This is a genomic window from Devosia sp. YIM 151766 (assembly GCF_030285925.1).
Taxonomy (GTDB): Bacteria; Pseudomonadota; Alphaproteobacteria; order Rhizobiales; family Devosiaceae; genus Devosia.
The window spans coordinates 1,713,462-1,739,414 of sequence record NZ_CP127251.1 but is presented as its reverse complement, the minus strand read 5'-3'; the positions used below and the strand labels follow the sequence as shown (position 1 = coordinate 1,739,414).

General features: G+C 61.6%; 23 protein-coding genes and 3 tRNA genes. 19 read left to right on the top strand and 7 right to left on the bottom strand.

Annotated elements, in window-relative coordinates; all coding sequences use genetic code 11:
- Nucleotides 1–62: 62 nt before the first annotated feature.
- On the bottom strand, nucleotides 63–197 hold the full coding sequence (locus O9Z70_RS08525; protein WP_286018396.1) for a helix-turn-helix transcriptional regulator: 135 nt from the start codon (nucleotides 195–197) through the stop codon (nucleotides 63–65).
- A gap of 276 nt (nucleotides 198–473) precedes the next feature.
- On the opposite strand from O9Z70_RS08525, the gene O9Z70_RS08520 reads away from it, so the two are divergent.
- A complete protein-coding gene (locus tag O9Z70_RS08520; RefSeq protein ID WP_286018395.1) occupies nucleotides 474–974 on the top strand; it encodes a DUF2165 family protein in 501 nt (166 codons plus the stop codon).
- Nucleotides 975–1,343: 369 nt separating this feature from the next.
- Here the strand turns inward: O9Z70_RS08520 and O9Z70_RS08515 are convergent, their stop codons facing one another.
- Nucleotides 1,344–2,303, bottom strand: a complete 960-nt coding sequence (locus O9Z70_RS08515) for an alpha/beta hydrolase (RefSeq protein WP_286018394.1) — start codon at nucleotides 2,301–2,303, stop codon at nucleotides 1,344–1,346.
- A gap of 221 nt (nucleotides 2,304–2,524) precedes the next feature.
- Nucleotides 2,525–2,609, bottom strand: a tRNA-Tyr gene (locus tag O9Z70_RS08510).
- Nucleotides 2,610–2,806: 197 nt separating this feature from the next.
- Here O9Z70_RS08510 and O9Z70_RS08505 point away from each other — a divergent pair.
- Nucleotides 2,807–2,880: transfer RNA gene (locus O9Z70_RS08505), tRNA-Gly, on the top strand.
- A gap of 158 nt (nucleotides 2,881–3,038) precedes the next feature.
- A complete protein-coding gene (locus tag O9Z70_RS08500) occupies nucleotides 3,039–3,533 on the top strand; it encodes a hypothetical protein (RefSeq protein WP_286018393.1) in 495 nt (164 codons plus the stop codon).
- A 136-nt stretch (nucleotides 3,534–3,669) separates the two neighbouring features.
- Here the strand turns inward: O9Z70_RS08500 and O9Z70_RS08495 are convergent, their stop codons facing one another.
- Both O9Z70_RS08495 and O9Z70_RS08490 read right to left on the bottom strand, forming a co-directional pair.
- A complete protein-coding gene (locus O9Z70_RS08495; RefSeq protein ID WP_286018392.1) occupies nucleotides 3,670–3,903 on the bottom strand; it encodes a hypothetical protein in 234 nt (77 codons plus the stop codon).
- A gap of 104 nt (nucleotides 3,904–4,007) precedes the next feature.
- Complete coding sequence (locus O9Z70_RS08490) at nucleotides 4,008–4,763, bottom strand: IclR family transcriptional regulator domain-containing protein (protein WP_286018391.1); 756 nt, start codon at nucleotides 4,761–4,763, stop codon at nucleotides 4,008–4,010.
- 114 nt (nucleotides 4,764–4,877) lie between these two features.
- On the opposite strand from O9Z70_RS08490, the gene O9Z70_RS08485 reads away from it, so the two are divergent.
- Genes O9Z70_RS08485 through pcaF form a run of 3 tightly spaced genes read left to right on the top strand, consistent with a single transcriptional unit; the run spans nucleotide 4,878 to nucleotide 7,472 of the window.
- On the top strand, nucleotides 4,878–5,600 hold the full coding sequence (locus O9Z70_RS08485; RefSeq protein WP_286018390.1) for a 3-oxoacid CoA-transferase subunit A: 723 nt from the start codon (nucleotides 4,878–4,880) through the stop codon (nucleotides 5,598–5,600).
- On the top strand, nucleotides 5,597–6,268 hold the full coding sequence (locus tag O9Z70_RS08480) for a 3-oxoacid CoA-transferase subunit B (RefSeq protein WP_286018389.1): 672 nt from the start codon (nucleotides 5,597–5,599) through the stop codon (nucleotides 6,266–6,268). The genes O9Z70_RS08485 and O9Z70_RS08480 overlap by 4 nt, the downstream gene beginning before the upstream one ends.
- 1 nt (nucleotide 6,269) lies before the next feature.
- On the top strand, nucleotides 6,270–7,472 hold the full coding sequence (gene pcaF / locus O9Z70_RS08475) for a 3-oxoadipyl-CoA thiolase (protein WP_286018388.1): 1,203 nt from the start codon (nucleotides 6,270–6,272) through the stop codon (nucleotides 7,470–7,472).
- A gap of 355 nt (nucleotides 7,473–7,827) precedes the next feature.
- Here the strand turns inward: pcaF and O9Z70_RS08470 are convergent.
- Nucleotides 7,828–7,903, bottom strand: a tRNA-Trp gene (locus O9Z70_RS08470).
- Between the two features lie 310 nt (nucleotides 7,904–8,213).
- A complete protein-coding gene (locus O9Z70_RS08465) occupies nucleotides 8,214–8,480 on the bottom strand; it encodes a hypothetical protein (protein WP_286018387.1) in 267 nt (88 codons plus the stop codon).
- Between the two features lie 257 nt (nucleotides 8,481–8,737).
- Between O9Z70_RS08465 and secE the strand changes: the two genes are divergently transcribed.
- From secE to rpsJ, 13 genes are all read left to right on the top strand, one after another.
- Nucleotides 8,738–8,932 carry a preprotein translocase subunit SecE gene (gene secE, locus O9Z70_RS08460; RefSeq protein ID WP_286018386.1) on the top strand — a complete coding sequence of 65 codons (195 nt, stop codon included), beginning with the start codon at nucleotides 8,738–8,740 and terminating at the stop codon, nucleotides 8,930–8,932.
- A 40-nt stretch (nucleotides 8,933–8,972) separates the two neighbouring features.
- Nucleotides 8,973–9,503, top strand: a complete 531-nt coding sequence (gene nusG / locus O9Z70_RS08455) for a transcription termination/antitermination protein NusG (protein ID WP_286018385.1) — start codon at nucleotides 8,973–8,975, stop codon at nucleotides 9,501–9,503.
- A 117-nt stretch (nucleotides 9,504–9,620) separates the two neighbouring features.
- Nucleotides 9,621–10,049, top strand: coding sequence for a 50S ribosomal protein L11 (gene rplK, locus O9Z70_RS08450; RefSeq protein ID WP_286018384.1), 429 nt, complete (start codon nucleotides 9,621–9,623; stop codon nucleotides 10,047–10,049).
- A 5-nt stretch (nucleotides 10,050–10,054) separates the two neighbouring features.
- Nucleotides 10,055–10,747 carry a 50S ribosomal protein L1 gene (gene rplA / locus O9Z70_RS08445; RefSeq protein WP_286018383.1) on the top strand — a complete coding sequence of 231 codons (693 nt, stop codon included), beginning with the start codon at nucleotides 10,055–10,057 and terminating at the stop codon, nucleotides 10,745–10,747.
- A gap of 310 nt (nucleotides 10,748–11,057) precedes the next feature.
- Entirely contained in the window at nucleotides 11,058–11,576 is a 519-nt protein-coding gene (gene rplJ, locus O9Z70_RS08440) for a 50S ribosomal protein L10 (protein WP_286018382.1), read from the top strand.
- Between the two features lie 51 nt (nucleotides 11,577–11,627).
- Entirely contained in the window at nucleotides 11,628–12,008 is a 381-nt protein-coding gene (rplL, locus tag O9Z70_RS08435) for a 50S ribosomal protein L7/L12 (RefSeq protein WP_286018381.1), read from the top strand.
- A gap of 430 nt (nucleotides 12,009–12,438) precedes the next feature.
- Nucleotides 12,439–16,581 (top strand): DNA-directed RNA polymerase subunit beta, encoded by a 4,143-nt coding sequence (rpoB, locus tag O9Z70_RS08430; protein WP_286018380.1) that lies wholly within the window; start codon nucleotides 12,439–12,441, stop codon nucleotides 16,579–16,581.
- 79 nt (nucleotides 16,582–16,660) lie between these two features.
- The gene (rpoC, locus tag O9Z70_RS08425) at nucleotides 16,661–20,845 is read left to right on the top strand and encodes a DNA-directed RNA polymerase subunit beta' (protein WP_286018379.1); all 4,185 of its coding nucleotides are present in this window, start codon (nucleotides 16,661–16,663) and stop codon (nucleotides 20,843–20,845) included.
- Nucleotides 20,846–21,328: 483 nt separating this feature from the next.
- Nucleotides 21,329–21,700, top strand: coding sequence for a 30S ribosomal protein S12 (rpsL, locus tag O9Z70_RS08420; protein ID WP_286018378.1), 372 nt, complete (start codon nucleotides 21,329–21,331; stop codon nucleotides 21,698–21,700).
- A 13-nt stretch (nucleotides 21,701–21,713) separates the two neighbouring features.
- Complete coding sequence (gene rpsG / locus O9Z70_RS08415) at nucleotides 21,714–22,184, top strand: 30S ribosomal protein S7 (protein ID WP_286018377.1); 471 nt, start codon at nucleotides 21,714–21,716, stop codon at nucleotides 22,182–22,184.
- A gap of 12 nt (nucleotides 22,185–22,196) precedes the next feature.
- A complete protein-coding gene (gene fusA, locus O9Z70_RS08410; protein ID WP_286018376.1) occupies nucleotides 22,197–24,287 on the top strand; it encodes an elongation factor G in 2,091 nt (696 codons plus the stop codon).
- A 66-nt stretch (nucleotides 24,288–24,353) separates the two neighbouring features.
- A complete protein-coding gene (gene tuf, locus O9Z70_RS08405; protein WP_286018375.1) occupies nucleotides 24,354–25,544 on the top strand; it encodes an elongation factor Tu in 1,191 nt (396 codons plus the stop codon).
- A 67-nt stretch (nucleotides 25,545–25,611) separates the two neighbouring features.
- Nucleotides 25,612–25,920, top strand: a complete 309-nt coding sequence (gene rpsJ, locus O9Z70_RS08400; RefSeq protein ID WP_286018374.1) for a 30S ribosomal protein S10 — start codon at nucleotides 25,612–25,614, stop codon at nucleotides 25,918–25,920.
- Nucleotides 25,921–25,953: the final 33 nt, after the last annotated feature.

Here is a 25,953-nt window from a genome sequence, read left to right as displayed (position 1 = left end):
GCAATTTGAGATTCTTCGGCTCTCATCGCCTTAGGGACGAGACGCCGCCCCGCGCCCCATGCTCACTCCGCCAATTCAAGCGTCGGTATCGTTGAAACGTCCACCTCGCGCTCAGCCCGTTCCAGGTCATAGCGCTTCTGAAGGTTGATCCACAGAACGGGGCCGTTGCCGCACAACTTGCCCAGGCGTACGGCCATGGCAGCGGTGCCCGGGATGCATGGCCGGCAGGCTGCGCTTGATCGGCGTCATCAGTGATAATCCTCCAGCTCAACCTCGATCGCGTTCTCGCCGTGACAATGCATGCTTTCACTGAACCTGGTTCGGGTATAACGTTCAGATATTGGTCAGGTTTGCATAGAAAAGACGCCCGGTAAGGCTCTGGAGGCGTCATATCAGGACAGAGTATAAACCCGCACAAGGGTGTATCAGGGCGGAGCGCATATGCCGGCGATTAAGCGGCAGGGGAGATTGACATGCTGACAATGCGCCTCAGCAAGGTTTCATTCGTCGCGGCCATCGCGCTGTTCGCAACACTTGTGTCCTTCGGCAATATCACGGATTACGGGACGAACTTCGCGTTCGTCCAGCATGTCTTGCTGATGGATACGATCTTTCCCGACGCGACGATCGCTTATCGATCGATCAGCAATCCCGCGCTGCATCACGCCGCCTATATTCTAATTATTGCAGCCGAGACGGCGACTGCGGTTCTCTGCTGGATCGGCGCTTTCTTCATGCTTTCAAACGCGCGCAACACAGCGGCCGCGTTCAACCGCGCCAAGAGCTGGGCGATAGCCGGCCTATCGATCGGTTTCCTCGTCTGGCAGGTCGGGTTCATGACTATCGGGGGCGAGTGGTTCGGCATGTGGATGTCGGACACCTGGAACGGCATCGATTCAGCCTTCCGATTTTTCATCACGATCATCGCAGTGCTCATTTACGTTGCGCTACCTGATGGTGAAATTGACGCCTAACCACGTCTGCGAGCAAAGAAAAGCCCCGCCATGGCGGGGCTAAGTTCAGGAGACAACCCAGGGAGGCGTCCAGCACCATAGGGCGCGATTCCCGATCATCGCGGTATTTGCCTTTAGTCCCGTAAGCATCCGGCGAGGGCTGCAGAAACCAGAATCTGCAAGCAGGACAAGCCCGACATTACGGACAAGCTGGTTTCGAACATGTCTCCTGCTGGTATAGGGAGCCTGGAATAAGGCTTATCTTGATGAGCTTTGCCTATTTCCCAGCGGGACGTTCAAGGATCAGGTGGACGCCTCATCCGGCGCATTCGGGCGTTTGGTGGGCAATCGACAGGCAGAGATGACCACAACGACGGTTAGAGGACTTTACTAACGCGTCCCCAGCGTCGCCAGAAAGTCGCTTAAGCTCGCCTCGTATCGGGCAGGGCTGACTTTCCAGGACTGTATGTGGTCCGCCTCTGTGCGCAGATATTCAGTGACATAGGCACGCCTCGCCACCAGATCGTCGCTGCTATGGATCGGGACGATGCTGTCGGCAAAGCCGTGGGAGAGAAACAACGGCCCCTGAAACTCTGCGAACTCATCTACGGTCACCGCGTCCGCCAGACGTACCGGCACCGATCGTTCACTGAACCACAGTGCGCCACGTGCCAAAATCGGGGCGAGAGGGAGGTTCATCCGCTCGATCTGAGCGGTGATCAAGGCCCGAAAGTCGATAGCCGGAGCATCGAGGATAATCGCCGAGATCGAGCTGGACGCATCGGATTGGCGAAGGAACTGCCCCACGATCCCACCGCCCATCGATTCCGCCACCACAATGATGGTTGGAGCGCCGTTATCTGTCGCATATCGAACGGCCGTCTCGAGATCCTGCCATTCGGTCAGGCCAAAGGCATATAGCCCGCTGGGATCAGAGGGGGCATCGCCGTCATTTCGGTAGCTGATCATGAGAACCGGCAGTCCGGCTTCATGAAGTGTGGGCAAGAACCGGTAGCCGTTTTCGCGTCGACCACCGATGCCATGCACAAAGATCGCCCAGGGCTGGCTGGCGCTCGGTTCTTTGGCGGGGATCAGCCATGCGGGGAGGTTGCCGAGCTGTCCTTCCAGGACAACATCCTGGAAGGTGTATCCATAGGCATTCTCAGGATCGCCCTCGTAGCCGATGTCAGCCGGGCTCTCGGGTGCGGGCCATCCGCTGTTCTGTGCGGTCGCCGCACCAACGCGAAGTGTGCCGTCCAGCAAGTTGGCCGCTTGCCAGCTACCGACAACTATGTACCCGGCGCCTAAGATCACCGCGGCGCCAAGCGCCCAAATTGCACTCTTTGGCATACCCGAACCCTCATTTCCGAAGGGAGGATGCCGAGCAAAGGATAACACGTGATGACCAAGCGGCGTCGTTATTGATAGGGATGAAGGCAAATGGAAGCCGTTGACACAAAATCGCGAACGGCATGGCGCGAGGGTATGGCGCGAACGCAAGAATGGCTAATGGAAAGGTTAGCCAAATCAGCGGTAGAAAGGGCAATGAAATCAAAACCCGTTTGGGCCGGTGGTGGAGGGGACTGGATTCGAACCAGTGTAGCCTGAGGCGTCAGATTTACAGTCTGATGGATTTAACCACTCTCCCACCCCTCCACATTTTCGGGCAGGAGACGAAGCGCATGCGTCTCGTCGGGCCGGTTTATGGTGGGCTGTCGCAAAGGTGTCAACACCCTAGCGCCTCTCTCCCTTAAGATTTCGTCGCCATGGCCATTTTATCGGGCGTGAAGGCCGCATGGTCTTGCCAGCTTGTGGACGATCTTGCTAAGCGAGGGCCGTGGCTTCGCCCTCGGGCGGGTATAGCTCAATGGTAGAGCAGCAGCCTTCCAAGCTGAATACGCGGGTTCGATTCCCGCTACCCGCTCCATTCTCCGCGCCAAGTCGGAGACATCGGTCGCTCCTTCGCTTCAAAAAGCCACCAGTTCTTCGGCACCTCGGCGCCTTCATTAGGGAATGACGGAACGGCGTGGTAGCTTGGGGCCAGGCGGCGATGATGCCGTCCATCTCCGAACTGATCGGACCTTCATGAACATCCCTGAATGGATCAAGCCCGCAGCTTACGGCGCGGTAGCCGGCGGCATCGTCGTAGCAGTCATAGGCTTTGCATGGGGAGGGTGGGTCACTGGCGGATCGGCCCAGGCGAGTGCGCAAGCGGCAGCGGATGCAAGCCGGACGGATCTGGCCGCTGCAATCTGCGTTCAGAATTTCCTGGCCGATGAAAATGCCCGGGAAAATCTCGAAGCGCTGAAGGCGATTTCGAGCAATACCCAGCGCCGGGGCTTCATCGAGGCGGGCCCTTGGGCGATCATGCCCGACAGCACCGCCGCCGTCGCCTCAACGGCAACGCTGTGTGCGAGAATGGTGGGCGAACTCGAACCCGTGGAATTGCCCGTTGTCGAGTCCGGGGAAGTGATCGAAGAAGGCGAAGTGATCGAAGCCGATCCTGTCGTCCCGGCGCCTTCCACGGATGTCGCGCCCGATGCGGACGCTGCCCCTGAAGCCGAGACCACGACGCCCTAGGCGAGCTGGTCTGGCGCTGAAATCTGGTGGCCCCGGTGAAATCCCGGGGCTGCCATTTGCCGATGGCTGAAGAAGGCCCCGGGCCGGAACACGGCCCGGACGCGGATCGATGCTGCGAAGCTGGCCCGCGGCCGGGTCAGTCCGCCACGCCCGCCGGCAGGATGCCGGCTTTGAACAGCACCTGAGGCTCGTCATAGGTGTCGGCCTCGACATCAACATCGGCCGAATAGGCCCAGACGCCGGCGCGCGAGGGGGCGATGCGCTCGGCCGTGGCGATGGCGGCCTCCGCCGATTTGACCTGTTGCGGCTGGTCCGGCTCCATCCGGCGGCCTTTCTGTCGAAAGCCCTGAACATAATACAGTGTCGGCATGGCGCATCCTTCTCGGTTGGCCAGCGGCTTAGCACATAAGTGCGGCGCAGCGCGGCAATCTTCCATATCGACCGGAAAACCCGACGAACTTGTCCAAACTCCTCTCAGCGCAGAACCGCCCGCAATTCGGCTTGCACCTGTTTCATGGCGGGCAGGTAGAGGGTGGCAAGGTCCGCCACGCTGTCCTGGGTCGCGGGGACGCCGATATTGAGCGCCGCCAGGGTGATGCCGCGGGCATTGAGCACCGGCACGGCAATGGAGCGCAGGCCCAGTTCCACTTCCTGGTCGATCAGCGCGAAGCCCTCGCTGCGGATCGCCGCGAGTTCCTGCATCACCGCGGCCGGATCGGTCCTGGTATAACGCGTCCGCGCCACCAGCGGCGAAGCGTCTAGAATGGCCCGGGCTTCCGTTTCCGGCAGCGCCGCCAGCATGATTCTTCCCATCGAGGTGCAGAAGGCGGGCAGACGCGAGCCGGGCATCAGGGCGATGGACATCACCTTGCGCTGGGCCGCGCGCGCCACATAGACGATTTCCGCGCCATCGAGAATCGACACCGAGGAACTCTCGCCCAATGCATCCGACAGGCGGACGAGCAGCGGCTGCACCATTTGCGGCAGCGGCATGCTGGCGAGGCAGGCCGTGCCCAGCCGCAAGATGCGGGGCGTCAGGGTGAAATATTTACCATCATAATCGGCATAGCCGAGATGGGCCAGCGTCAGCAGGCAGCGGCGCGCCGTGGCCCGGTCGAGGCCGGACGCAGCGGACACTTCGGCGATGGATTGGCGCGGACGATCCGCCGTAAAAGTCTCGATGGCCAGCAAGCCCTTGGCCAGCCCGCCCATAATGTCCCGTTCCAGCATCGCGCCCCCGTTTGTGCGATATGTCAACAAATGCAGCATATCGCACAAATGCCATTGCCGGCCAAGCGGGGAGGGCCATAATCGGCGCGAGCCTTGCGAAAAGGAAAAAGCATCATGGACAAGACCTTCCCCGATCTCGCCAGCGCCCTGGCGGGAATCGAAGACGGCATGCGCCTGATGGTGGGCGGTTTCGGCGGCTCCGGCGCGCCGATCGAGCTCATCCACGCGCTTATCGACCGGTTCAAGGCCACGGGCAGCCCCAAGAACCTGACACTCATCAACAACAATGCCGGCAATGGCCGGATCGGCATCGCCGCGATGATCGATGCCGGCATGGTGGCGAAGATGATCTGCTCGTTCCCGCGCTCGGCCGATCCGCGCGCCTTTACCGAAAAATACCTGGCCGGCGAGATCGAGCTCGAACTGGTGCCGCAGGGTACTTTGGCCGAGCGCATCCGCGCCGGCGGCGCCGGTATTCCCGCCTTCTACACGCCGGCCAGCTATGGCACCGATGTCGCGGCAGGCAAGCCGGTGGCCGAGTTCGACGGCAAGCATTATGTGCAGGAGCGCTGGCTCAAGGCCGATGCCACCATCCTCAAGGCGGAACTGGCCGATAGTCTGGGCAATCTCACTTTCCGCAAGGCGGCGCGCAATTTCTCGCCGCTGATGGCCGCTGCCGCCGCGCTCACTATCGTGCAGGCGAGCCGGATCGTGGCGCCGGGGGAGATCGACCCGGAAGTGGTGGTCACCCCCGGCATATTCGTCACCCGCGTGGTCGAGGTCGCCGATGCCCGGCAGGAAGAGGCGCTGATGCGCGAAGGAGCGGTCTATTCATGAGCACGAAACTCTCCAACGCTCAGATCGCCTGGCGGGCCGCGCAGGACATCGAGGACGGGGCCTATGTCAATCTGGGCATCGGCTTTCCCGAAATGGTGGCCAAATTCCAGCCGCCGGGCCGGCAGGCGATTTTTCACACCGAGAACGGCGTGCTCAATTTCGGTGAAAGCCCGGCAGCGGGCGAGGAGGATTGGGACCTGATCAATGCCGGCAAGAAGGCGATCAGTCTCAAGCCCGGCGCGGCATTCTTCCATCATGCCGACAGCTTCGCCATGGTGCGGGGCGGGCATCTGGATGTGGCGATCCTGGGCACTTATGAAGTGGCCGAAAACGGCGATCTCGCCAATTGGTCCACCGGCCCGAAGGGGGTGCCGGCGGTGGGCGGCGCCATGGACCTGGTGCATGGCGCCAAGCGCGTCGCCGTCATCACCGATCACGTCACCAAGGATGGCCGGCCCAAACTGGTGAAACGCTGCGCCCTGCCGCTGACCGGCGTGGGCTGCGTCACCCGCGTCTATACCAGCCTTGCGGTCGTCGATATCGAGAACCAGCGCTTCGTGCTGCGCGAAAAGCTGGCCGGCATCAGCGTGGACGAGCTGCAATCGGTAACCGGCGCCGAACTGGTCCTGCCCGACACTATCGGCGATCTCGCCGCCCCGGAGCTTTGACATGAGCGAAGCCTTTATCTGCGCCTATATCCGCACGCCCATTGGCCGTTTCGGCGGGGCCCTGTCCGCCGTCCGCCCCGACGATCTCGGCGCCATTCCGCTCAAGGCGCTGATGGCGGCGCATACTGGCGTCGACTGGGAGGCGGTCGACGATGTCATTTTCGGCAATGCCAACCAGGCCGGCGAGGACAATCGCAATGTCGCCCGCATGAGCCTCTTGCTGGCCGGGCTGCCGGTCGGCGTCACCGGCACCACCATCAACCGCCTTTGCGGCTCCGGCATGGATGCGGTGATCGCCGCCGCCCGCGCCATAAAATCCGGCGAGGCCGAGCTGGTGATTGCCGGGGGCACCGAATCCATGTCCCGCGCCCCCTTCGTGCTGCCCAAGGCCGAGACGGCTTTTTCCCGCAATGCCGAAATCTATGACACCACTATCGGCTGGCGCTTCGTCAATCCGCTGATGCGGGCGGCCCATGGCACCGATTCCATGCCTGAGACCGGCGAGAACGTGGCGCGGGACTATGGGGTGAGCCGGCAAGACCAGGACGAATTCGCCGCGCGCAGCCAGGAAAAAGCCGCCGCCGCCCAGCACAATGGCCGGCTGGCCCGCGAAATCGCCCCGGTCGTCATTCCACAGAAAAAGGGCGATCCCATCGTGGTCGACAAGGATGAGCATCCGCGCGCCGGCACCAGCGTCGAGACCCTGGCCAGGCTGCGCCCGCTATTTCCCGATGGCTCGGTCACCGCCGGCAATGCCTCCGGCGTCAATGACGGAGCGGCGGCGCTGATCGTCGCCTCGGAGGCGGCGGCGAAAAAGCATGGCCTCACCCCCATTGCCCGCATTCTCGGCGGCGCGACGGCGGGCGTACCGCCGCGCATCATGGGCATGGGGCCGGCTCCCGCCACCCGCAAGCTCTGCGCCCGCCTCGGCCTCGCCCCCGGCGATTTCGACATCGTGGAGCTCAACGAAGCCTTTGCCAGCCAGGGCATCGCCGTGCTGCGCGAATTGGGCATCGCCGAAGACAGCGCTCATGTGAACCCCAATGGCGGCGCCATCGCCCTCGGCCATCCCCTAGGCATGTCCGGCGCCCGCATCGCCGGCACGGCGGCGCTGGAACTGAACCTCACCGGCAAAAAGCTGGCTTTGGCAACGATGTGCATTGGCGTAGGGCAGGGCATCGCCCTGGCGCTGGAGCGGGTCTAAAAATCCCGCGGGCCCAGCCCTCGCAGACCTCATGGTGAGCCTGTCGAACCATGGGTCGGTTCGCACCGTGCCGTCGACGGGCTCAGGATGAGCTCTAGTGAGGCCGGACGCAATGGTGTGAAGCGCGGTGAACTGACAAGCAAGCCGAGCGCCGGCGCGCGTTATCCTGCACCTTGCTCCTTCACCCCCGATCGTCACCCTCGCGCTTGACGCGAGGGCTCTTGCAGGAGCGGCGACACACGCAGACCCCTCACGTCAAGCGCGAGGGTGACGAGTGGCGCCGGACGCCGATGCGCCCCGGCGGCATCAAGACGCTATCGCGGACATCCACATGACAATATCGGAAAATCGGGCCTGGCAGGGGCTGGGGGACTCGAACCCACGACCCTCGGTTTTGGAGACCGATGCTCTACCAACTGAGCTAAACCCCTTCAGGCGAGGCCGTGTCTAAAGCCAAAGCCGCCGCGATGCAAGTGGGTCCGCGCGCTGGAAAGCGGGTTTCTTGGCCGCGCTATAGCGGCCATTGGATGACCGTAGGAAACGCTCAGTTTGCTGGCCAGCCGTTTTGCCGCTGCGGAATTGTGCGTCGAATTGCCCGCCCCCGACCGGACAATATGGTGCGCCGGGCGGTAAGCGCGGCCAGGACGGCGGTGACGCCAAGAATCATCAGGACGGCCATTCTCTCCTCCTCTGGGGAGACAATGACGCGCCGGGCGCGGCGTTCCATCACAAAGAAGACGATTACTCGGCGGCGGCCGGCAGCTTGCCGATATGGCGCGCCTTGAGCCGGTTCAATTGATGGGCGGCATGGGAGAGCAGGGCGGTGCGGACCTGATCGTGCGGAACGCGGCCGCAATCGGCCTTGACCTTGAGATCGAGCGAATATTGCGTCGTATTGCCCATGAGATGCTCGCGGATACGGACGCGTACCGCGCCGGTGATCCGGTTGGGCAGCGCCCGGTGCGGACCGAAATGCAGGAGCTGGCAGCCAACGACTTCGAAAGACATCGCTCTCCCCTCCATGAGCTTTGCCGTTTTTTGGGCACATTTCGATCCAAAGCCAATGCGGGGCCGCTGGCAAGAGCAATTCGCGCGGTTTTGCACTTATCCTTTACAGTTTCGTGGTTTTGGCGGGTGCGGGCTGCGACGATTCTCTGGGCTTGCCTGTTGCAATATGCCGGCAAAGCCTCTAGATAGCCGGTCTCTAGCCGTGCGGGATTCCTGCGCGGCCTTTGGTTTTGCACCAAGTTACGAGTTGTTTATCTATGGCCCGCACGAACCCGATCAAGTTTCTCCAGCAGGTTCGCTCGGAAGTCAGCAAGGTTACCTGGCCCAGCCGGAACGAGGTCCTGATCTCGACCGTCATGGTCATAGTGCTGGTCATCCTGGCCAGCCTGTTCTTCCTGCTGGCCGATCAGGTCATTTCCTGGCTCGTGTCCTTGCTGCTGTCGATCCGCTAAGCGGATCAGTCTATGGATCTATTGGGAGCGGCGACGCTTTATGGCCAAGCGCTGGTATATCGTTCAGGCTTATTCGAACTTCGAGCGTAAAGTGGCGGACGATATCCGTCAGAAAGTTGCGCAGAAGAAGCTCGAACACCTGTTTGAAGACGTGATCGTGCCGACCGAGAAGGTCGTCGAGATCCGCCGTGGCCGCAAGGTGGATGCCGAGCGCAAGTTCTTCCCGGGCTATGTGCTGGTCAAGATGGACATGACCGACGAGGCGTTCCATCTGATCAAGACCACCCCCAAGGTCACCGGTTTTTTGGGCGCGGACAACAGGCCCGTGCCGATTTCGGAGAGCGAGGCCATGTCGATCCTGCAACAGGTGCAGGAAGGCGTGGACCGTCCCAAGCCCTCCATCAGCTTCGAAGTGGGCGAGAACGTGCGCGTGTCGGACGGTCCCTTTGCCAGCTTCAACGGCATCGTCGAAGAGGTGGACGAGGAACGCTCCCGCCTCAAGGTCGAGGTCTCGATTTTCGGTCGCCCCACTCCGGTGGAGCTCGAATATGGTCAGGTCGAAAAAGCCTGACCAGCCCGATCGGCTTCGCTCGGTCGGAAACCCGTGGAAGGGGATGGCGCTTAGCCGGCGCCAGGAAACCGCACCACGGCATCAACTGCCCTTCGGGGCAAACTGTAAGGATGAACAATGGCTAAGAAAATTACGGGCTATATCAAGCTCCAGGTGCCGGCTGGCTCCGCCACGCCGTCGCCCCCGATCGGTCCTGCCCTGGGCCAGCGCGGCCTGAACATCATGGAATTCTGCAAGGCCTTCAATGCGGCCACGCAGGAGCTGGAAAAGGGCTCGCCCATTCCCACCGTGATCACCGCCTATGCCGACAAGAGCTTCACCTTCGAGATGAAGCAGCCGCCGGTGACCTATTTCATCAAGAAGGCGCTGGACCTCAAGTCCGGCTCGAAGCTTCCGGGCAAGGAGAGCGCCGGCAGCCTCTCGCAGGCGCAGCTGCGCGACATCGCCGAGAAGAAGATGAAGGATCTCAACGCCGATGACGTTGAGACCGCAATGACCATGATCGCCGGTTCCGCGCGGTCCATGGGCATCCAGGTCGAGGGCTGATAGATATGGCAAAGATCGCAAAGAGGGTCGCCGCTGCCCGTGATGGCATCGACCGCAACAAGCTCTACAGCCTCGAAGAGGCCGTCAAGCTGGTAAAATCCAAGGCTTCGGCCAAGTTCGACGAATCCATCGAGATCGCCATGAATCTGGGCGTCGATCCGCGTCACGCCGACCAGATGGTCCGCGGCGTCGTCAGCCTGCCCAATGGCACCGGCAAGACCGTTCGCGTCGCCGTGTTCGCCCGTGGTGCCAAGGCCGACGAAGCCACGGCCGCCGGCGCCGATATCGTGGGCGCTGAAGACCTGATGGAAACCATCCAGAGCGGCAAGATCGATTTCGATCGCTGCATCGCCACCCCGGACATGATGCCGCTGGTCGGTCGTCTCGGTAAGATCCTGGGCCCGCGCAACCTGATGCCGAACCCCAAGGTCGGCACCGTGACCATGGACGTCAAGGGTGCTGTCGGCGCCGCCAAGGGCGGTGCGGTCGAGTATCGCGTCGAGAAGGCCGGGATCATCCATGCCGGCGTCGGCAAGGTGTCCTTCTCCGAGGAAGCGCTGTTGCAGAACATCAAGGCGTTCACCGACGCCGTCGTGAAGTCCAAGCCGGCCGGCGCCAAGGGCACCTATGTCAAGAAGGTCGCCGTCAGCTCCACCATGGGCCCGGGCGTTCACGTCGAGCCGGGTACGGCGCTGTAGATTCGCAGGGCTTCGGCCCTCGAAACGTTAGCAGTCTGTTAGCGTCAAGCGCGGATTGCCAACGCAAGTCCTGTCCGAGACTGCCGGCCGGCGTCAGCCGTTAATTCCGAATTCCGGAGCCAGCAATAGATGGGGTGAGACCCGATCTGGCCGTGAGGCCATGGGTTCGAACCTAAGCCAGTTGTCTCTTTGCGAGGCTCCCGGTTGGCAGGCATTAACCGTTGTTCCCCGGTCCGGAAGGGCAGGGGGCAACATTTGCCAATGGTCCCTAAGTGCTTGTCGCTGCGGGGCTAATTAGTGGAGACTAGCTTTGGAAAGAGCGGAAAAGCGTGTCGTCGTCGCCTCGCTCCAGGAAGCCCTTGCGGGTGCTGGATCGATCGTCGTCGCACACAATACCGGCCTGACCGTCGCTGCGTTCACCGATCTGCGCGTGCAGGTCAAGAAGGCTGGCGGCAAGGTCAAGGTCGCCAAGAACCGCCTTGCCAAGCTCGCTCTGAAGGAAACCGATGTCGCTGATATATCGGGCCTTTTTACCGGCCCGACCGTCATCGCCTATGCGGAAGATCCTGTCGCTGCACCGAAAATAGCAGCGGCCTTCGCCGAGAAGAACCAGAAGTTCGTCATTCTCGGTGGTGCCATGGGTCAGACCGCGCTCGACGCCAATGGCGTCAAGGCGTTGGCGACCATGCCGTCGCTGGACGAACTGCGCGCAAAGCTCGCAGGCCTCGTCAAGCAGCCGGCAACGAACATCGCTTCCATCCTCGTGCAGCCGGGTGCGGGCATTGCCCGTGTCCTCAAGGCTCACGCCGAAAAGAGCGAAGCGGCGTAAGGCCGTTCCAAACTACCTCAACATTCGAACCCAAACTGAAAAGAGTACAAAATGGCTGCTGATCTCGCCAAACTCGTAGACGACCTTTCGGCCCTGACCGTTCTGGAAGCTTCCGAACTGAGCAAGCTCCTGGAAGAGAAGTGGGGCGTTTCCGCCGCTGCTCCGGTCGCCGTTGCCGCTGCTGCCGGTGGCGCTGCCCCGGCCGACGCTGCTGAAGAAAAGACCGAATTCGACGTGATCCTCACCTCCTTCGGTGAGAACAAGATCAACGTCATCAAGGAAGTCCGCGCCATTACCGGTCTCGGCCTGGGCGAAGCCAAGGCGCTGGTCGAAGCCGCTCCGAAGGCCGTCAAGGAAGGTGTCGCCAAGGCTGAAGCCGACGACATCCAGAAGAAGCTGGAAGCTGCCGGCGCGAAGGTCGAACTGAAGTAATTTTCGGTTCCTGCCTTGAAATTGGCGAAATGGCGCTTTATGTGCCATTTCGCTTCTCCGTTTCCTAGCGGAGCGATTCGCCGGGCCGATTGGATGGGTCAAGGCGCCAATTTGCGGAAATATATGACGATTTTGGATGTCGCGGGCACAATCAAGCCTCTGTTGACCTCGCTGCGGGCTGTGCCGCATGCGGGGTTTTAGCTGCTGATCACGTGTCTGTGATCCCGTTTCCGGGCCTGGAACGGGATTAGTGAATCATCCCTCGAAAGGCCCGAGAGAATTGACGAAGGGCATATATCCCGAGCGCCGACGGCTGATGGTCGGGTCTTTGGATATCTGCCTCCGAGACAAGCAAAAAGGAGCGTTTTCCGGAAAAGTGGTTTCCATTTTTTCGTCCGGAAAACGCGACCAAATTAAAACAGGAGCTTTCATGGCTACCACCTTCAACGGCCGCCGCAAGGTTCGCAAGTCCTTCGGATCCATCCGCGAAGTCACGGAGATGCCCAACCTGATCGAAGTCCAGAAGGCGTCTTACGATCAGTTCCTGCTGGTCGACGAGCCCAAGGGCGGTCGTTCGGACGAGGGCTTGCAGTCCGTCTTCCGCTCGGTCTTCCCGATCACCGATTTCTCCAATACCGCCTCGCTGGAATTCGTGCGCTACGAGTTCGAACAGCCCAAATATGACATCGACGAGTGCCGTGCGCGCGATATGACTTTCGCTGCCCCGCTCAAGGTGACGCTGCGGCTGATCGTGTTCGAAGTGGACGAGGAAACCGGCGCCCGCTCGGTCAAGGACATCAAGGAGCAGGACGTCTATATGGGCGACATGCCCTTCATGACGCCGAACGGCACCTTCATCGTCAACGGCACCGAGCGTGTCATCGTTTCGCAGATGCACCGCTCGCCGGGCGTGTTCTTCGACCACGACAAGGGCAAGACCCATTCCTCGGGCAAACTGCTGTTTGCCGCCCGCATCATTCCCTATCGCGGTTCCTGGCTCGACATCGAGTTCGACGCCAAGGACATTGTCTTTGCGCGCATCGACCGCCGCCGCAAGATTCCGGTGACCTCGCTGCTCAAGGCGCTCGGCATGGATGCCGAGGAAATCCTCGCGACCTATTACAACACGCTGCAATACGAAAAGTCCGACAAGGGCTGGCGCGTTCCTTACGATGCCGAGAAGTGGAAGGGCGCCAAGCCCAGCTATGATCTGATCGACGCCACGACCGGCGACGTCGTGCACGAGGGCGGCAAGAAGCTTTCGGCCCGCCAGGCCAAGAAGCTCGCCGAGAACGGCCTCACCCATCTGCTGGCCGTCGATGAAGACCTTTACGGCATGTATATCGCCGAGGACCTGGTCAATCTGCAGACCGGTGAGGTCTATGCCGAGGCCGGCGACGAGATCGACGAGAAGACGCTCGCCACCCTGATGGAGCTCGGCTTCGACGAATTGCCGATCCTCGATATCGATCACATCAGCATCGGCGCCTATCTGCGCAATACGCTGGCCGTGGACAAGAACGAGTCCCGCGAGGACGCGCTGTTCGATATCTACCGCGTGATGCGTCCGGGCGAGCCGCCGACCGTCGACACGGCCGAAGCCATGTTCAACTCGCTGTTCTTCGACAGCGAGCGCTATGACCTGTCCGCCGTCGGCCGCGTCAAGATGAACATGCGCCTGGGGCTGGAAGCGCCCGATACCGTGCGCACGCTGCGCAAGGAAGACATTGTCGAAGTCGTTCGCACCCTGGTCGACCTGCGCGATGGCCGCGGCGAAATCGACGATATCGACAATCTCGGCAACCGCCGCGTCCGTTCGGTCGGCGAGCTGATGGAGAACTCCTACCGCCTTGGCCTGCTCCGCATGGAGCGCGCCATCAAGGAGCGCATGAGCTCGGTCGAAATCGACACAGTGATGCCGCAGGACCTGATCAACGCCAAGCCCGCGGCTGCCGCGGTGCGCGAGTTCTTCGGCTCCAGCCAGCTCAGCCAGTTCATGGACCAGACCAATCCGCTGTCGGAAATCACCCATAAGCGCCGGCTTTCGGCGCTTGGGCCGGGCGGGCTCACCCGCGAGCGCGCCGGCTTCGAAGTCCGCGACGTGCATCCGACCCATTATGGCCGCATCTGCCCGATCGAGACGCCGGAAGGGCCCAATATCGGCCTGATCAACTCGCTCTCGACCTTTGCCCGCGTCAACAAGTACGGTTTCATCGAAACCCCGTACCGCAAGATCGTCGACGGCAAGCTGACCGAGGACGTGGTCTATCTCTCCGCCATGGAAGAGGCCAAGCACTTCGTCGCCCAGGCCAATGTGCAGTTCAACAAGGACGGCACGCTGCAGGACGATCTGGTCGTGGCGCGCCATGCCGGCGACAACGGCCTGACGCCCAAGGAAAACGTCGACCTGATGGACGTTTCGCCCAAGCAGATGGTGTCCGTTGCCGCCTCGCTGATCCCATTCCTTGAAAACGACGACGCCAACCGCGCCCTGATGGGCTCGAACATGCAGCGTCAGGCCGTGCCGCTGCTGCGGGCCGAGGCGCCTTATGTCGGCACCGGCATGGAAGCGGTCGTAGCCCGCGATTCCGGCGCCGCCATCGTGGCCAAGCGCACCGGTGTCGTGGACCAGGTGGACGCTACCCGTATCGTCATTCGCGCCACGGAAGAAACCGACGCCTCGAAGTCGGGCGTCGACATCTACAATCTGATGAAGTTCCAGCGCTCGAACCAGTCGACCTGCATCAACCAGCGGCCGCTGGTGGTGGTGGGCGACCACATCAATTCCGGCGACATCATCGCCGATGGGCCCTCGACCGAACTGGGCGACCTCGCTCTCGGCCGCAACGTGCTCGTCGCCTTCATGCCCTGGAACGGCTACAACTTCGAAGACTCCATCCTGCTCTCCGAGAAGATCGCGATGCAGGACGTGTTCACCTCGATCCATATCGAGGAATATGAAGTCATGGCCCGCGACACCAAGCTTGGCCCCGAGGAAATCACCCGCGATATTCCGAACGTCTCGGAAGAAGCGCTGAAGAGCCTCGACGAAGCCGGTATCGTTCATATCGGCGCCGAAGTCATGCCGGGCGACATCCTGGTCGGCAAGATCACTCCCAAGGGCGAAAGCCCGATGACGCCGGAAGAAAAGCTCCTCCGCGCCATTTTCGGTGAAAAGGCTTCGGACGTTCGCGATACCTCGCTGCGCGTGCCCCCGGGCGATGCGGGCACGGTCGTGGAGGTGCGGGTCTTCAATCGTCATGGCATCGACAAGGACGAGCGCGCCATGGCCATCGAGCGCGAGGAAATCGAACGCCTCGCCAAGGACCGCGACGACGAGCAGTCGATCCTCGACCGCAACGTCTATGCCCGCCTCAAGGAAATGCTGTTCGGCAAGGCCGCCACGGCGGGTCCGAAGGGCTATGTGGTCGGCACCAAGCTCAATGATTCCATCTTCGAGGGCCAGCCGCGTTCGAAGTGGTGGCAGTTCGCGGTCGAAGACGACAAGGTCATGACCGAGATGGAAGCCCTCCACGCCCAATACGAGGAGAGCCGCCGTCTGCTCGAGCAGCGCTTCATCGACAAGGTCGACAAGTTGCAGCGCGGCGACGAACTCCCCCCGGGCGTGATGAAGATGGTCAAGGTCTTCATCGCCACCAAGCGCAAGATCCAGCCGGGTGACAAGATGGCCGGCCGTCACGGTAACAAGGGTGTGGTTTCCCGCATCGTGCCCGTCGAAGACATGCCGTATCTCGAAGACGGTACTTCGGTGGACATCGTGCTGAACCCGCTCGGCGTGCCGTCGCGCATGAACGTTGGCCAGATCCTCGAGACCCATCTGGGCTGGGCCTGTGCCGGCATGGGCAAGAAGATTGACGAGATGGTCCGCGCCTATCATGCCAAGGGCGACCTGAAGCCGCTGCGTCTCGAAATCGGCGAGCTCTTCGCCAATGACGAGTCGATCACCCAACTCGACGATGACGGTCTGGTCCGCCTGGGCGAGCATTTGTCCAAGGGTGTGCCGATCGCCACTCCGGTGTTCGATGGCGCCAAGGAAGCCGATATCGTCGAGCTTCTGGAGCGGGCAGGACTTCAGTCCTCGGGCCAGTCGACCGTCTATGACGGGCGCACGGGCGAGCAGTTCGACCGTCAGGTGACGGTGGGCTATATCTATATGCTCAAGCTGGACCACCTGGTGGACAACAAAATCCACGCGCGTTCCATCGGCCCCTATTCGCTCGTCACGCAGCAGCCGCTGGGTGGCAAGGCGCAGTTCGGCGGTCAGCGCTTCGGCGAAATGGAAGTGTGGGCACTCGAAGCCTATGGCGCCGCCTATACGCTGCAGGAAATGCTCACCATCAAGTCGGACGACGTGGCCGGCCGCACCAAGGTCTACGAGGCCATCGTGCGTGGCGACGACACCTTCGAAGCGGGTATCCCGGAAAGCTTCAACGTCCTGGTCAAGGAAATCCGTTCGCTCGGTCTCAATGTCGAACTTGAGAACCGCGAGCTGGCGGCTCCGGCCAATGAAGCCGAGGGCGAACTCGCGCCTCCTCAGGAAGCGGCGGAATAATCCGGCACTTCCAATCCCATTCACCTTCCGGCCGGATCAGCAGCGTGGCTGCGGTCCGGGCGGATAGAGGAGAGAACAGATGAATCACCATTCCCACGTCATGGACCCGTTCAACCCGGCCATTCCCGTGCAGACTTTCGATCAGATGAAAATCTCGATCGCGTCGCCGGAAAAAATCCTTTCCTGGTCCTATGGCGAGATCAAGAAGCCCGAGACCATCAATTACCGCACGTTCAAGCCCGAGCGTGACGGACTGTTCTGCGCGCGCATCTTTGGTCCCGTAAAGGACTATGAATGCCTGTGCGGCAAGTACAAGCGCATGAAGTTCAAGGGCGTCATCTGCGAAAAGTGCGGTGTGGAAGTCACCCTGAGCCGCGTTCGCCGCGAGCGCATGGGCCATATCGAACTGGCCGCTCCGGTCGCCCATATCTGGTTCCTGAAGTCGCTGCCGAGCCGCATTGCCCTGCTGCTCGACATGACGCTGAAGGATATCGAACGCATTCTCTACTTCGAGAACTACGTGGTCCTCGATGCCGGCCTGACGCCGTTCACCACGAACGAGCTGCTGACCGAAGAGCAATATCTGGATGCCCAGGACGAATACGGCGCTGACACCTTCACCGCCAAGATCGGCGCCGAGGCCATCCGCGACCTGCTGATCGGCCTCGATCTGGAAAAGATCGCCGCCGACCTACGGGTGGAAATCGCCGAGGCGACCACCGAGCTGAAGCCGAAGAAGCTGGCCAAGCGCCTCAAGATCGTCGAGCAGTTCATCGTTTCGGGCAACAAGCCCGAATGGATGATCATGACCGTGATTCCGGTCATTCCGCCCGAGCTGCGCCCGCTGGTGCCGCTGGATGGCGGGCGCTTTGCGACCTCCGACCTCAACGATCTCTATCGCCGCGTCATCAACCGCAACAACCGGTTGAAGCGCCTGATCGAGCTGCGGGCGCCGGATATCATCATCCGCAACGAAAAGCGCATGTTGCAGGAAGCTGTGGACGCGCTGTTCGACAATGGCCGCCGTGGCCGCACCATTACCGGTGCCAACAAGCGTCCGCTGAAGTCGCTGTCCGACATGCTCAAGGGCAAGCAGGGCCGCTTCCGCCAGAACCTGCTGGGCAAGCGCGTCGACTATTCGGGTCGCTCGGTCATCACCGTGGGTCCGAACCTGAAGCTGCATCAGTGTGGCCTGCCCAAGAAGATGGCGCTCGAACTGTTCAAGCCGTTCATCTATTCGCGCCTTGAGGCCAAGGGTTTCTCCTCGACCGTCAAGCAGGCGAAAAAGCTGGTCGAAAAGGAAAAGCCCGAGGTCTGGGATATCCTGGACGAGGTGATCCGCGAGCACCCGGTGCTGCTGAACCGCGCGCCGACGCTGCACCGTCTCGGCATCCAGGCCTTCGAGCCGATCCTGATCGAGGGCAAGGCCATCCGTCTGCACCCGCTCGTCTGCTCGGCATTCAACGCCGACTTCGACGGCGACCAGATGGCCGTGCACGTTCCGCTGTCGCTCGAAGCGCAGCTGGAAGCGCGCGTTCTGATGATGTCGACCAACAACATCCTGCATCCGGCCAATGGCCAGCCGATCATCGTGCCGTCGCAGGATATCGTGCTGGGGCTCTATTACCTGTCGCTGATGAGCGACAATGAGCCGGGTGAAGGCATGGCGTTCGGTTCTTATGCCGAACTCGAACATGCGCTGGACAACAAGGTCGTCACCCTCCACAGCAAGATCAAGGCTCGCGTGGCAGCCTGGGACGAGAACGGTCAGCGGACCACCGAGATCGTGGAAACGACCCCGGGCCGCATGCTGATCGGGCAGATCCTGCCCGAGAGCGCGGCCGTGCCGTTCGCGACCGCGAACCAGCTGATGACCAAGAAGATGATCTCCAAGATGATCGACACCGTTTATCGCGGTTGCGGCCAGAAGGAGACGGTCATTTTCTGCGACCGCGTCATGCAGCTCGGTTTCCAGAACGCCTGCGATGCCGGCATTTCGTTCGGCAAGGACGACATGGTCATCCCCGCGTCCAAGTACACGATCGTGGAAGAGACCCGTAAGCTGGTCGAGGAATTCGAGCAGCAGTACAATGACGGCCTGATCACTCAGGGCGAGAAGTACAACAAGGTCGTGGACGCCTGGGCCAAGTGCGGCGACCGGGTCGCCGAGGAAATGATGGAGGCGATCCGCACGGTGCAGATCGACGAGGAGAGCGGCCGTCAGAAGCCGATCAACTCCGTCTATATGATGAGCCATTCCGGTGCCCGCGGTTCGCCGGCCCAGATGAAGCAGCTTGCCGGCATGCGCGGCCTGATGGCCAAGCCGGACGGCTCGATCATCGAGACGCCGATCACCGCGAACTTCAAGGAAGGCCTCAACGTGCTGGAGTATTTCAACTCCACCCACGGCGCCCGCAAGGGTCTGGCCGATACTGCTCTGAAGACCGCCAATTCGGGTTACCTGACCCGTCGCCTGGTGGACGTGGCGCAGGACGCGATCATCGTCGAAGTGGATTGCGGCACCGAGCGTGGCCTCACCATGGAGCCGATCGTCGATGCCGGCCAGGTCGTGGCTTCCATCGGCCAGCGCGTGCTGGGCCGCACCACCGCCGACGATGTGTTCCATCCGCTGACCGGCGACCTGATCGCTCCCAAGGGCACCTTGCTCGAGGAGAAGCATGTCGACGTGATCGAAGAGGCTCGCATCCAGTCGATCCGCATTCGGTCGCCGCTGACCTGCGATCTGCGTCAGGGCTGCTGTGCATCGTGCTATGGCCGCGACCTGGCGCGCGGCACGCCGGTCAATATCGGTGAAGCTGTCGGCGTCATCGCCGCGCAGTCGATCGGTGAACCCGGCACCCAGCTCACCATGCGCACGTTCCATATCGGTGGCACGGCGCAGGTGGTCGATTCCTCGTTCCTCGAGGCCGGCGCCGAAGGCAAGATCGAGGTTCGCAATCCGAACCTGGCGACGACCGAAGGCGGCAAGCAGGTCGTCATGGCCCGTAACGTCGCCCTGGTCATCGTCGATAGCGAAGGCAAGGAGCGGGCGACCCACAAGGTCACCTATGGCTCCAAGCTGCTGGTGAAGGAGGGCGACAGCGTCCGCCGCGGCCAGCGCCTCGCCGAATGGGACCCCTATACCCGTCCGATCCTCGCCGAGGTCGAAGGCGAGGTGGTGTTCGAGGATCTGGTCGACGGCGCTTCCGTTGCGGAAAACACCGACGAGGCCACCGGCTTCACCAAGCGCGTGGTCATCGACTGGCGCGGCAACCAGCGTGGCGACGGGCTCAAGCCGGCGCTCGCCATCGCCCGCGGCGGCGACATCGCCAAGGTGGAACGCGGCGGCGACGCTCGCTACCTGCTCTCGGTGGATGCGGTTATCGCCGTCGAGCCGGGTGAAAAGGTCGCTCCGGGTGACGTTCTCGCGCGTATTCCGCTGGAAAGCGCCAAGACCAAGGACATCACCGGCGGTCTGCCGCGTGTGGCTGAATTGTTCGAGGCCCGCCGTCCGAAGGATCACGCCATCATCGCCGAGATCGATGGCACGATCCGTTTCGGTCGCGACTACAAGAACAAGCGCCGCATCGTCATCGAGCCGAATGAGGATGGTGCAAGCCCGGTCGAATACCTGATCCCGAAGGGCAAGCCGTTCCATCTCCAGGAAGGCGACACCATCGAGAAAGGCGAATACATCCTGGACGGCAATCCCGCTCCGCACGACATCCTTGCCATTAAGGGCGTCGAGGAACTGGCGCGCTATCTCGTCAACGAGATCCAGGAAGTCTATCGCCTGCAGGGCGTGCTGATTAACGACAAGCACATCGAGGTGATCGTCCGGCAGATGCTGCAAAAGGTCGAAATCGTCGATCCGGGCGAATCCGGCCTGCTCAAGGACGAGCAGCTCGACAAGCTCGACTTCGACGAGCTCAATGACACCCTGGTGGCTGACGGCAAGAAGCCGGCAACCGCCAATCCGGTGCTGCTCGGCATCACCAAGGCGTCGCTGCAGACCCGTTCCTTCGTGTCCGCCGCCTCGTTCCAGGAAACCACAAGGGTGCTCACCGAGGCTGCCGTCTCCGGCAAGGCCGACCTTCTGGAAGGTCTCAAGGAGAACGTCATTGTCGGCCGCCTGATTCCGGCCGGTACCGGCGCCGGCCAGTCCAAGGCCAAGCAGATCGCTGCCAAGCGCGACGATCTGATCCTGGACGAGCGCCGCCGCCAGGCCGAAACCGCCGCCATTGCGGCGCCGGCGGCCGAATAAGGCGCCTGGTTGCGAAACGAATTGGGGAAGGGGCCTTCGGGCCCCTTTTCTTTGTCCGCGCCAGCGAAGGGCCGGCGGAAGGGGCAGGGCAGGGGAATCCTCCCGGCCGAACGGATATTATCAACTCCGTCCAGTTTCGGTTTTGCGGCCTTTTGCGCCGAAGTGCCGGAAACGCATGGCTCTCCTTCGGATATTTCAAGAAAGAATCCTTGACGCGGCGAGTCTTCGGCTCTAAACAGCGCCTACCTTAGCGGTCGGTCGTGATTGTCACGCCGGGTCCCTGCCAACTAGCGCGGGAATCCAGGGCAATCAAACACACTGTCGGGTAGTTAGACGAAGCAAATCCTTGTGCGCATGACCGCTGCTGAAAGGCGCGTGGTCCGCTGCAACTGAGGCGCTGCCGAATCCCTGCAGGGGTCGGGTGAGCGCCGCTTTGGTTTGCTTGTGTAGACCGTATAATTTTGGACCAATGGAAAGAGCGCAATGCCCACCATTAATCAGCTGATCCGCAAGCCACGCGCCAGCAAGCCAAAGCGGAACAAGGTTCCGGCCATGGAAGCCAACCCGCAAAAGCGCGGCGTCTGCTCCCGTGTGTACACGACGACCCCGAAGAAGCCGAACTCGGCTCTGCGCAAGGTGGCGAAGGTTCGCCTGACCAACCAGCGCGAAGTGATTTCGTATATCCCGGGTGAGGGCCACAACCTGCAGGAGCACTCCGTGGTGCTCATCCGTGGTGGCCGCGTACGCGACCTGCCGGGCGTTCGTTACCACATTTTGCGCGGCGTTCTCGATACGCAGAGCGTGAAGGACCGCAAGCAGCGCCGTTCGCACTATGGCGCGAAGCGTCCTAAGTAAGGAGATTTGAGTCATGTCCCGTCGCCACCGCGCAGAGAAGCGTGACGTTATTCCCGATCCCAAATTCGGTGATCTCGTCGTCTCCAAGTTCATGAATTACCTGATGCAGGACGGCAAGAAGTCGGCTGCCGAGTCGATCGTCTATGGCGCTTTCGACATCGTCGAGGTCAAGACCAAGCAGGACCCGATCGCCGTGTTCCATGGCGCGCTGGATAATATCCGTCCGGCCGTCGAAGTGCGTTCGCGCCGCGTCGGCGGTGCGACCTATCAGGTTCCGGTTGAAGTCCGCACCGAACGTCAGCAGGCCCTGGCCATCCGCTGGCTCATCGAATCCGCCCGCAAGCGCGGCGAGAACACCATGCGCGAGCGCCTTTCCGGCGAGCTCATGGATGCGATGAACGGCCGCGGTCAGGCCGTCAAGAAACGCGAAGATACGCACCGTATGGCTGACGCCAACCGTGCCTTCTCGCACTACCGCTGGTAGCAGGAGCGCCCAATGGCTCGCGATATTCCGATCAATCTCTACCGCAATTTCGGCATCATGGCGCACATTGATGCCGGTAAGACCACTACGACCGAACGCATCCTCTACTATACCGGCAAGAACCATAAGATGGGCGAGACCCATGACGGTTCGGCCACCATGGACTGGATGGCGCAGGAGCAGGAACGCGGCATCACCATCACTTCGGCCGCGACCACCACGTCGTGGAAGTCGCGCGATGGCGTACAGCACCGCTTCAACATCATCGACACGCCCGGACACGTGGACTTCACCATCGAAGTCGAACGCTCGCTGCGCGTGCTGGACGGCGCCGTGGCTCTGCTCGATGCCAATGCCGGTGTGGAGCCGCAGACGGAAACCGTCTGGCGCCAGGCCAACAAGTATGATGTTCCGCGCCTGATCTTCGTCAACAAGATGGACAAGGTCGGTGCCGACTTCTACCGCTGCGTGGAAATGATCGGTACCCGCCTGGGTGCGAAGGGGATTCCGGTTCAGCTGCCGATCGGCGCCGAGACCGAATTCAAGGGCGTCGTCGATCTGATCGAAATGAAGGGGATGGTCTGGCGCAACGAGGAGCTCGGCGCGCAGTGGGATGTCGTCGAAGTCCCGGCCGACCTCAAGGAAAAGGCCGAGAAGTTCCGCGAGCAGCTGGTTGAAGCTGCCGTCGAAATGGACGACGCGGCCATGGAAGCCTACCTCAATGGTGAGGTTCCGAACAACGACACCATCCGTCGCCTGCTGCGCAAGGGCGTGCTGGAGACCAAGTTCTTCCTGGTCTTTGCCGGTTCGGCTTTCAAGAACAAGGGCGTTCAGCCCCTGCTCGACGGCGTTATCGACTATCTGCCGGCGCCCACCGACATTCCGGCGATCAAGGGTATCGACGCCAGGACCGAAGAGCCGATCGAGCGTCATGCCGACGACAGCGAGCCGCTCTCGATGCTGGCCTTCAAGATCGCCAACGACCCGCATATGGGCTCGCTGACCTTCTGCCGCATCTATTCGGGTCACCTCGAATCCGGCGTGCAGCTGGAGAACACCGTGAAGGGCAAGCGCGAGCGCGTTGGCCGCATGTTCCAGATGCATTCCAACAGCCGCGAGCAGATTACCGAGGCCTTTGCCGGCGATATCGTCGCCATCGTGGGCCTCAAGGACACGACGACCGGCGATACGCTGGCGCCGGCGAACTCGCAGGTCATCCTGGAGCGCATGATCTTCCCGGACCCGGTTATCGACATTTCCGTCGAGCCGAAGTCCAAGGCCGACCAGGAAAAGATGGGCCTCGCCCTCAATCGCCTGGCCGCCGAAGATCCGTCCTTCCGCGTCAAGACCGACGAGGAATCGGGTCAGACCATCATCTCGGGCATGGGCGAATTGCACCTCGACATTCTCGTCGACCGCATGAAGCGCGAGTTCAAGGTGGAGGCCAATATCGGTCAGCCGCAGGTGGCTTACCGTGAGACCATCACCAAGAAGACCGAGAAGGACTACACTCACAAGAAGCAGTCCGGCGGTTCGGGCCAGTTCGCCCGCATCAAGATCATCGTCGAGCCGGGTGAAGCCGGCAAGGGTCTGGAATTCGTCAACGCCATCGTTGGCGGCTCGGTGCCGAAGGAATATATCCCGGGCGTCAGCAAGGGTATCGAATCGGTGATGGGCGCAGGCCCGCTGATCGGCTTCCCGGTCGTGGACGTGAAGGTTACCCTCGTCGATGGTGCCTATCACGACGTGGACTCCTCGGTCCTGGCCTTCGAGATCGCCGGCCGTGCGGGCTTCCGCGAAGCCTTGCGCGAAGCCGGTCCGAAAATCCTCGAGCCGATCATGAAGGTTGAAGTTACGACGCCAGACGATTACATGGGCGACGTCATCGGCGACCTCAACTCGCGGCGTGGGCAAATCCAGGGCACTGAAAGCCGTGGTGTCGTCCAGACCGTGAATGCGTTCGTGCCGCTTGCAAACATGTTCGGCTATGTGAACTCGCTGCGCTCCATGAGCCAGGGTCGTGCTCAATACACGATGACGTTCGATCACTACGAGCAGGTTCCGCAGGCTGTCGCTGACGAAGTCCAGGCCAAATACGCCTAACAACAGCGCAAGCTAATAAACTCAACTGAATGTCGGCGATTGCGCTGACGAATTTGGAGAAAAGCGATGGCAAAGGAAAAGTTTTCCCGCACCAAGCCGCACTGCAATATCGGCACCATCGGTCACGTTGACCACGGCAAGACCTCGCTGACCGCAGCGATCACCAAGGTGCTGGCCGAGGCCGGCGGCGCGACCGCTCGCGGTTACGACCAGATCGACAACGCGCCTGAAGAAAAGGCCCGTGGCATCACCATCAACACCTCGCACGTCGAGTACGAGACGGCCAACCGTCACTATGCTCACGTCGACTGCCCGGGCCACGCCGACTATGTGAAGAACATGATCACCGGTGCCGCCCAGATGGACGGCGCGATCCTGGTCGTGTCCGCTGCCGACGGCCCGATGCCCCAGACCCGCGAGCATATCCTGCTTGCCCGTCAGGTTGGCGTGCCGGCCCTGGTGGTGTTCCTGAACAAGTGCGACATGGTCGACGATCCGGAACTGCTCGAGCTCGTTGAACTCGAAGTCCGTGAACTGCTCTCGTCCTATGAATTCCCGGGCGACGACATTCCGGTCATTCGCGGTTCGGCCCTTGCCGCCCTCGAAGACAGCAACAAGGAACTCGGCCACGACGCCGTTCTCAAGCTGATGGAAGCCGTTGACGCTTACATCCCGCAGCCGGAGCGTCCGATCGACCTGCCGTTCCTGATGCCGATCGAAGACGTGTTCTCGATCTCGGGTCGCGGCACCGTGGTGACCGGCCGTGTCGAGCGCGGTATCGTCAAGGTTGGCGAAGAAGTCGAAATCGTCGGCATCAAGGACACCCAGAAGACCACCGTTACCGGCGTCGAAATGTTCCGCAAGCTGCTCGATTCGGGTGAAGCTGGCGACAATATCGGTGCGCTGATCCGTGGTGTCGACCGCACCCAGGTGGAACGCGGCCAGGTGCTCTGCAAGCCCGGTTCCGTGACCCCGCACACCGACTTCGTTGCTGAGGCCTATATCCTCACCAAGGAAGAAGGCGGCCGTCACACTCCGTTCTTCGGCAATTACCGTCCGCAGTTCTACTTCCGCACCACCGACGTGACCGGCATCGTGACCCTGCCGGAAGGCACTGAGATGGTTATGCCGGGCGACAACATCAACATGAACGTTCAGCTCATCGTGCCGATCGCCATGGAAGAGAAGCTCCGCTTCGCTATTCGTGAAGGTGGCCGCACCGTCGGCGCCGGCGTCGTCGCGAAGATCCTGAAGTAATCGTCCTAGAGACTTTCGCGGCGCGCGACTGAGCGCGCCGCGATCCATTTTGTCAGGATTTGAGAAGATGAACGGTCAGAATATTCGCATCCGCCTCAAGGCGTTTGACCATCGCGTGCTCGATAGCTCGACCCGCGAGATCGTCAGCACTGCCAAGCGTACGGGTGCGCAGGTGCGCGGGCCGATCCCGCTGCCGACCCGCATTGACAAGTTCACCGTCAACCGCTCGCCGCATATCGACAAGAAGGCTCGCGAGCAGTTCGAGATCCGGACCCACAAGCGTCTGCTGGACATTGTGGACCCGACTCCCCAGACGGTCGATGCACTGATGAAGCTCGATCTCGCCGCCGGCGTCGACGTCGAAATCAAGCTCTAAGGCCTAAGGACTACAAGAGTTTCCGCGCCTGCC

What these genes read in the sequence shown, in the direction of transcription:
- pcaF (WP_286018388.1), top strand. Translation starts at nt 6,270, where the DNA reads ATGAGCGAAGCCTTTATCTGCGCCTATATCCGCACGCCCATTGGCCGT.
- rplA (WP_286018383.1), top strand. Translation starts at nt 10,055, where the DNA reads ATGGCAAAGATCGCAAAGAGGGTCGCCGCTGCCCGTGATGGCATCGAC.
- O9Z70_RS08485 (WP_286018390.1), top strand. Translation starts at nt 4,878, where the DNA reads ATGGACAAGACCTTCCCCGATCTCGCCAGCGCCCTGGCGGGAATCGAA.
- O9Z70_RS08480 (WP_286018389.1), top strand. Translation starts at nt 5,597, where the DNA reads ATGAGCACGAAACTCTCCAACGCTCAGATCGCCTGGCGGGCCGCGCAG.
- O9Z70_RS08495 (WP_286018392.1), bottom strand. Translation starts at nt 3,903, where the DNA reads ATGCCGACACTGTATTATGTTCAGGGCTTTCGACAGAAAGGCCGCCGG.
- rpoB (WP_286018380.1), top strand. Translation starts at nt 12,439, where the DNA reads ATGGCTACCACCTTCAACGGCCGCCGCAAGGTTCGCAAGTCCTTCGGA.
- tuf (WP_286018375.1), top strand. Translation starts at nt 24,354, where the DNA reads ATGGCAAAGGAAAAGTTTTCCCGCACCAAGCCGCACTGCAATATCGGC.
- rpsL (WP_286018378.1), top strand. Translation starts at nt 21,329, where the DNA reads ATGCCCACCATTAATCAGCTGATCCGCAAGCCACGCGCCAGCAAGCCA.
- secE (WP_286018386.1), top strand. Translation starts at nt 8,738, where the DNA reads ATGGCCCGCACGAACCCGATCAAGTTTCTCCAGCAGGTTCGCTCGGAA.
- O9Z70_RS08490 (WP_286018391.1), bottom strand. Translation starts at nt 4,763, where the DNA reads ATGCTGGAACGGGACATTATGGGCGGGCTGGCCAAGGGCTTGCTGGCC.
- O9Z70_RS08515 (WP_286018394.1), bottom strand. Translation starts at nt 2,303, where the DNA reads ATGCCAAAGAGTGCAATTTGGGCGCTTGGCGCCGCGGTGATCTTAGGC.
- fusA (WP_286018376.1), top strand. Translation starts at nt 22,197, where the DNA reads ATGGCTCGCGATATTCCGATCAATCTCTACCGCAATTTCGGCATCATG.
- rpoC (WP_286018379.1), top strand. Translation starts at nt 16,661, where the DNA reads ATGAATCACCATTCCCACGTCATGGACCCGTTCAACCCGGCCATTCCC.
- rpsJ (WP_286018374.1), top strand. Translation starts at nt 25,612, where the DNA reads ATGAACGGTCAGAATATTCGCATCCGCCTCAAGGCGTTTGACCATCGC.
- O9Z70_RS08525 (WP_286018396.1), bottom strand. Translation starts at nt 197, where the DNA reads ATGGCCGTACGCCTGGGCAAGTTGTGCGGCAACGGCCCCGTTCTGTGG.
- rplL (WP_286018381.1), top strand. Translation starts at nt 11,628, where the DNA reads ATGGCTGCTGATCTCGCCAAACTCGTAGACGACCTTTCGGCCCTGACC.
- nusG (WP_286018385.1), top strand. Translation starts at nt 8,973, where the DNA reads ATGGCCAAGCGCTGGTATATCGTTCAGGCTTATTCGAACTTCGAGCGT.
- rplK (WP_286018384.1), top strand. Translation starts at nt 9,621, where the DNA reads ATGGCTAAGAAAATTACGGGCTATATCAAGCTCCAGGTGCCGGCTGGC.
- rpsG (WP_286018377.1), top strand. Translation starts at nt 21,714, where the DNA reads ATGTCCCGTCGCCACCGCGCAGAGAAGCGTGACGTTATTCCCGATCCC.
- O9Z70_RS08500 (WP_286018393.1), top strand. Translation starts at nt 3,039, where the DNA reads ATGAACATCCCTGAATGGATCAAGCCCGCAGCTTACGGCGCGGTAGCC.
- O9Z70_RS08520 (WP_286018395.1), top strand. Translation starts at nt 474, where the DNA reads ATGCTGACAATGCGCCTCAGCAAGGTTTCATTCGTCGCGGCCATCGCG.
- O9Z70_RS08465 (WP_286018387.1), bottom strand. Translation starts at nt 8,480, where the DNA reads ATGTCTTTCGAAGTCGTTGGCTGCCAGCTCCTGCATTTCGGTCCGCAC.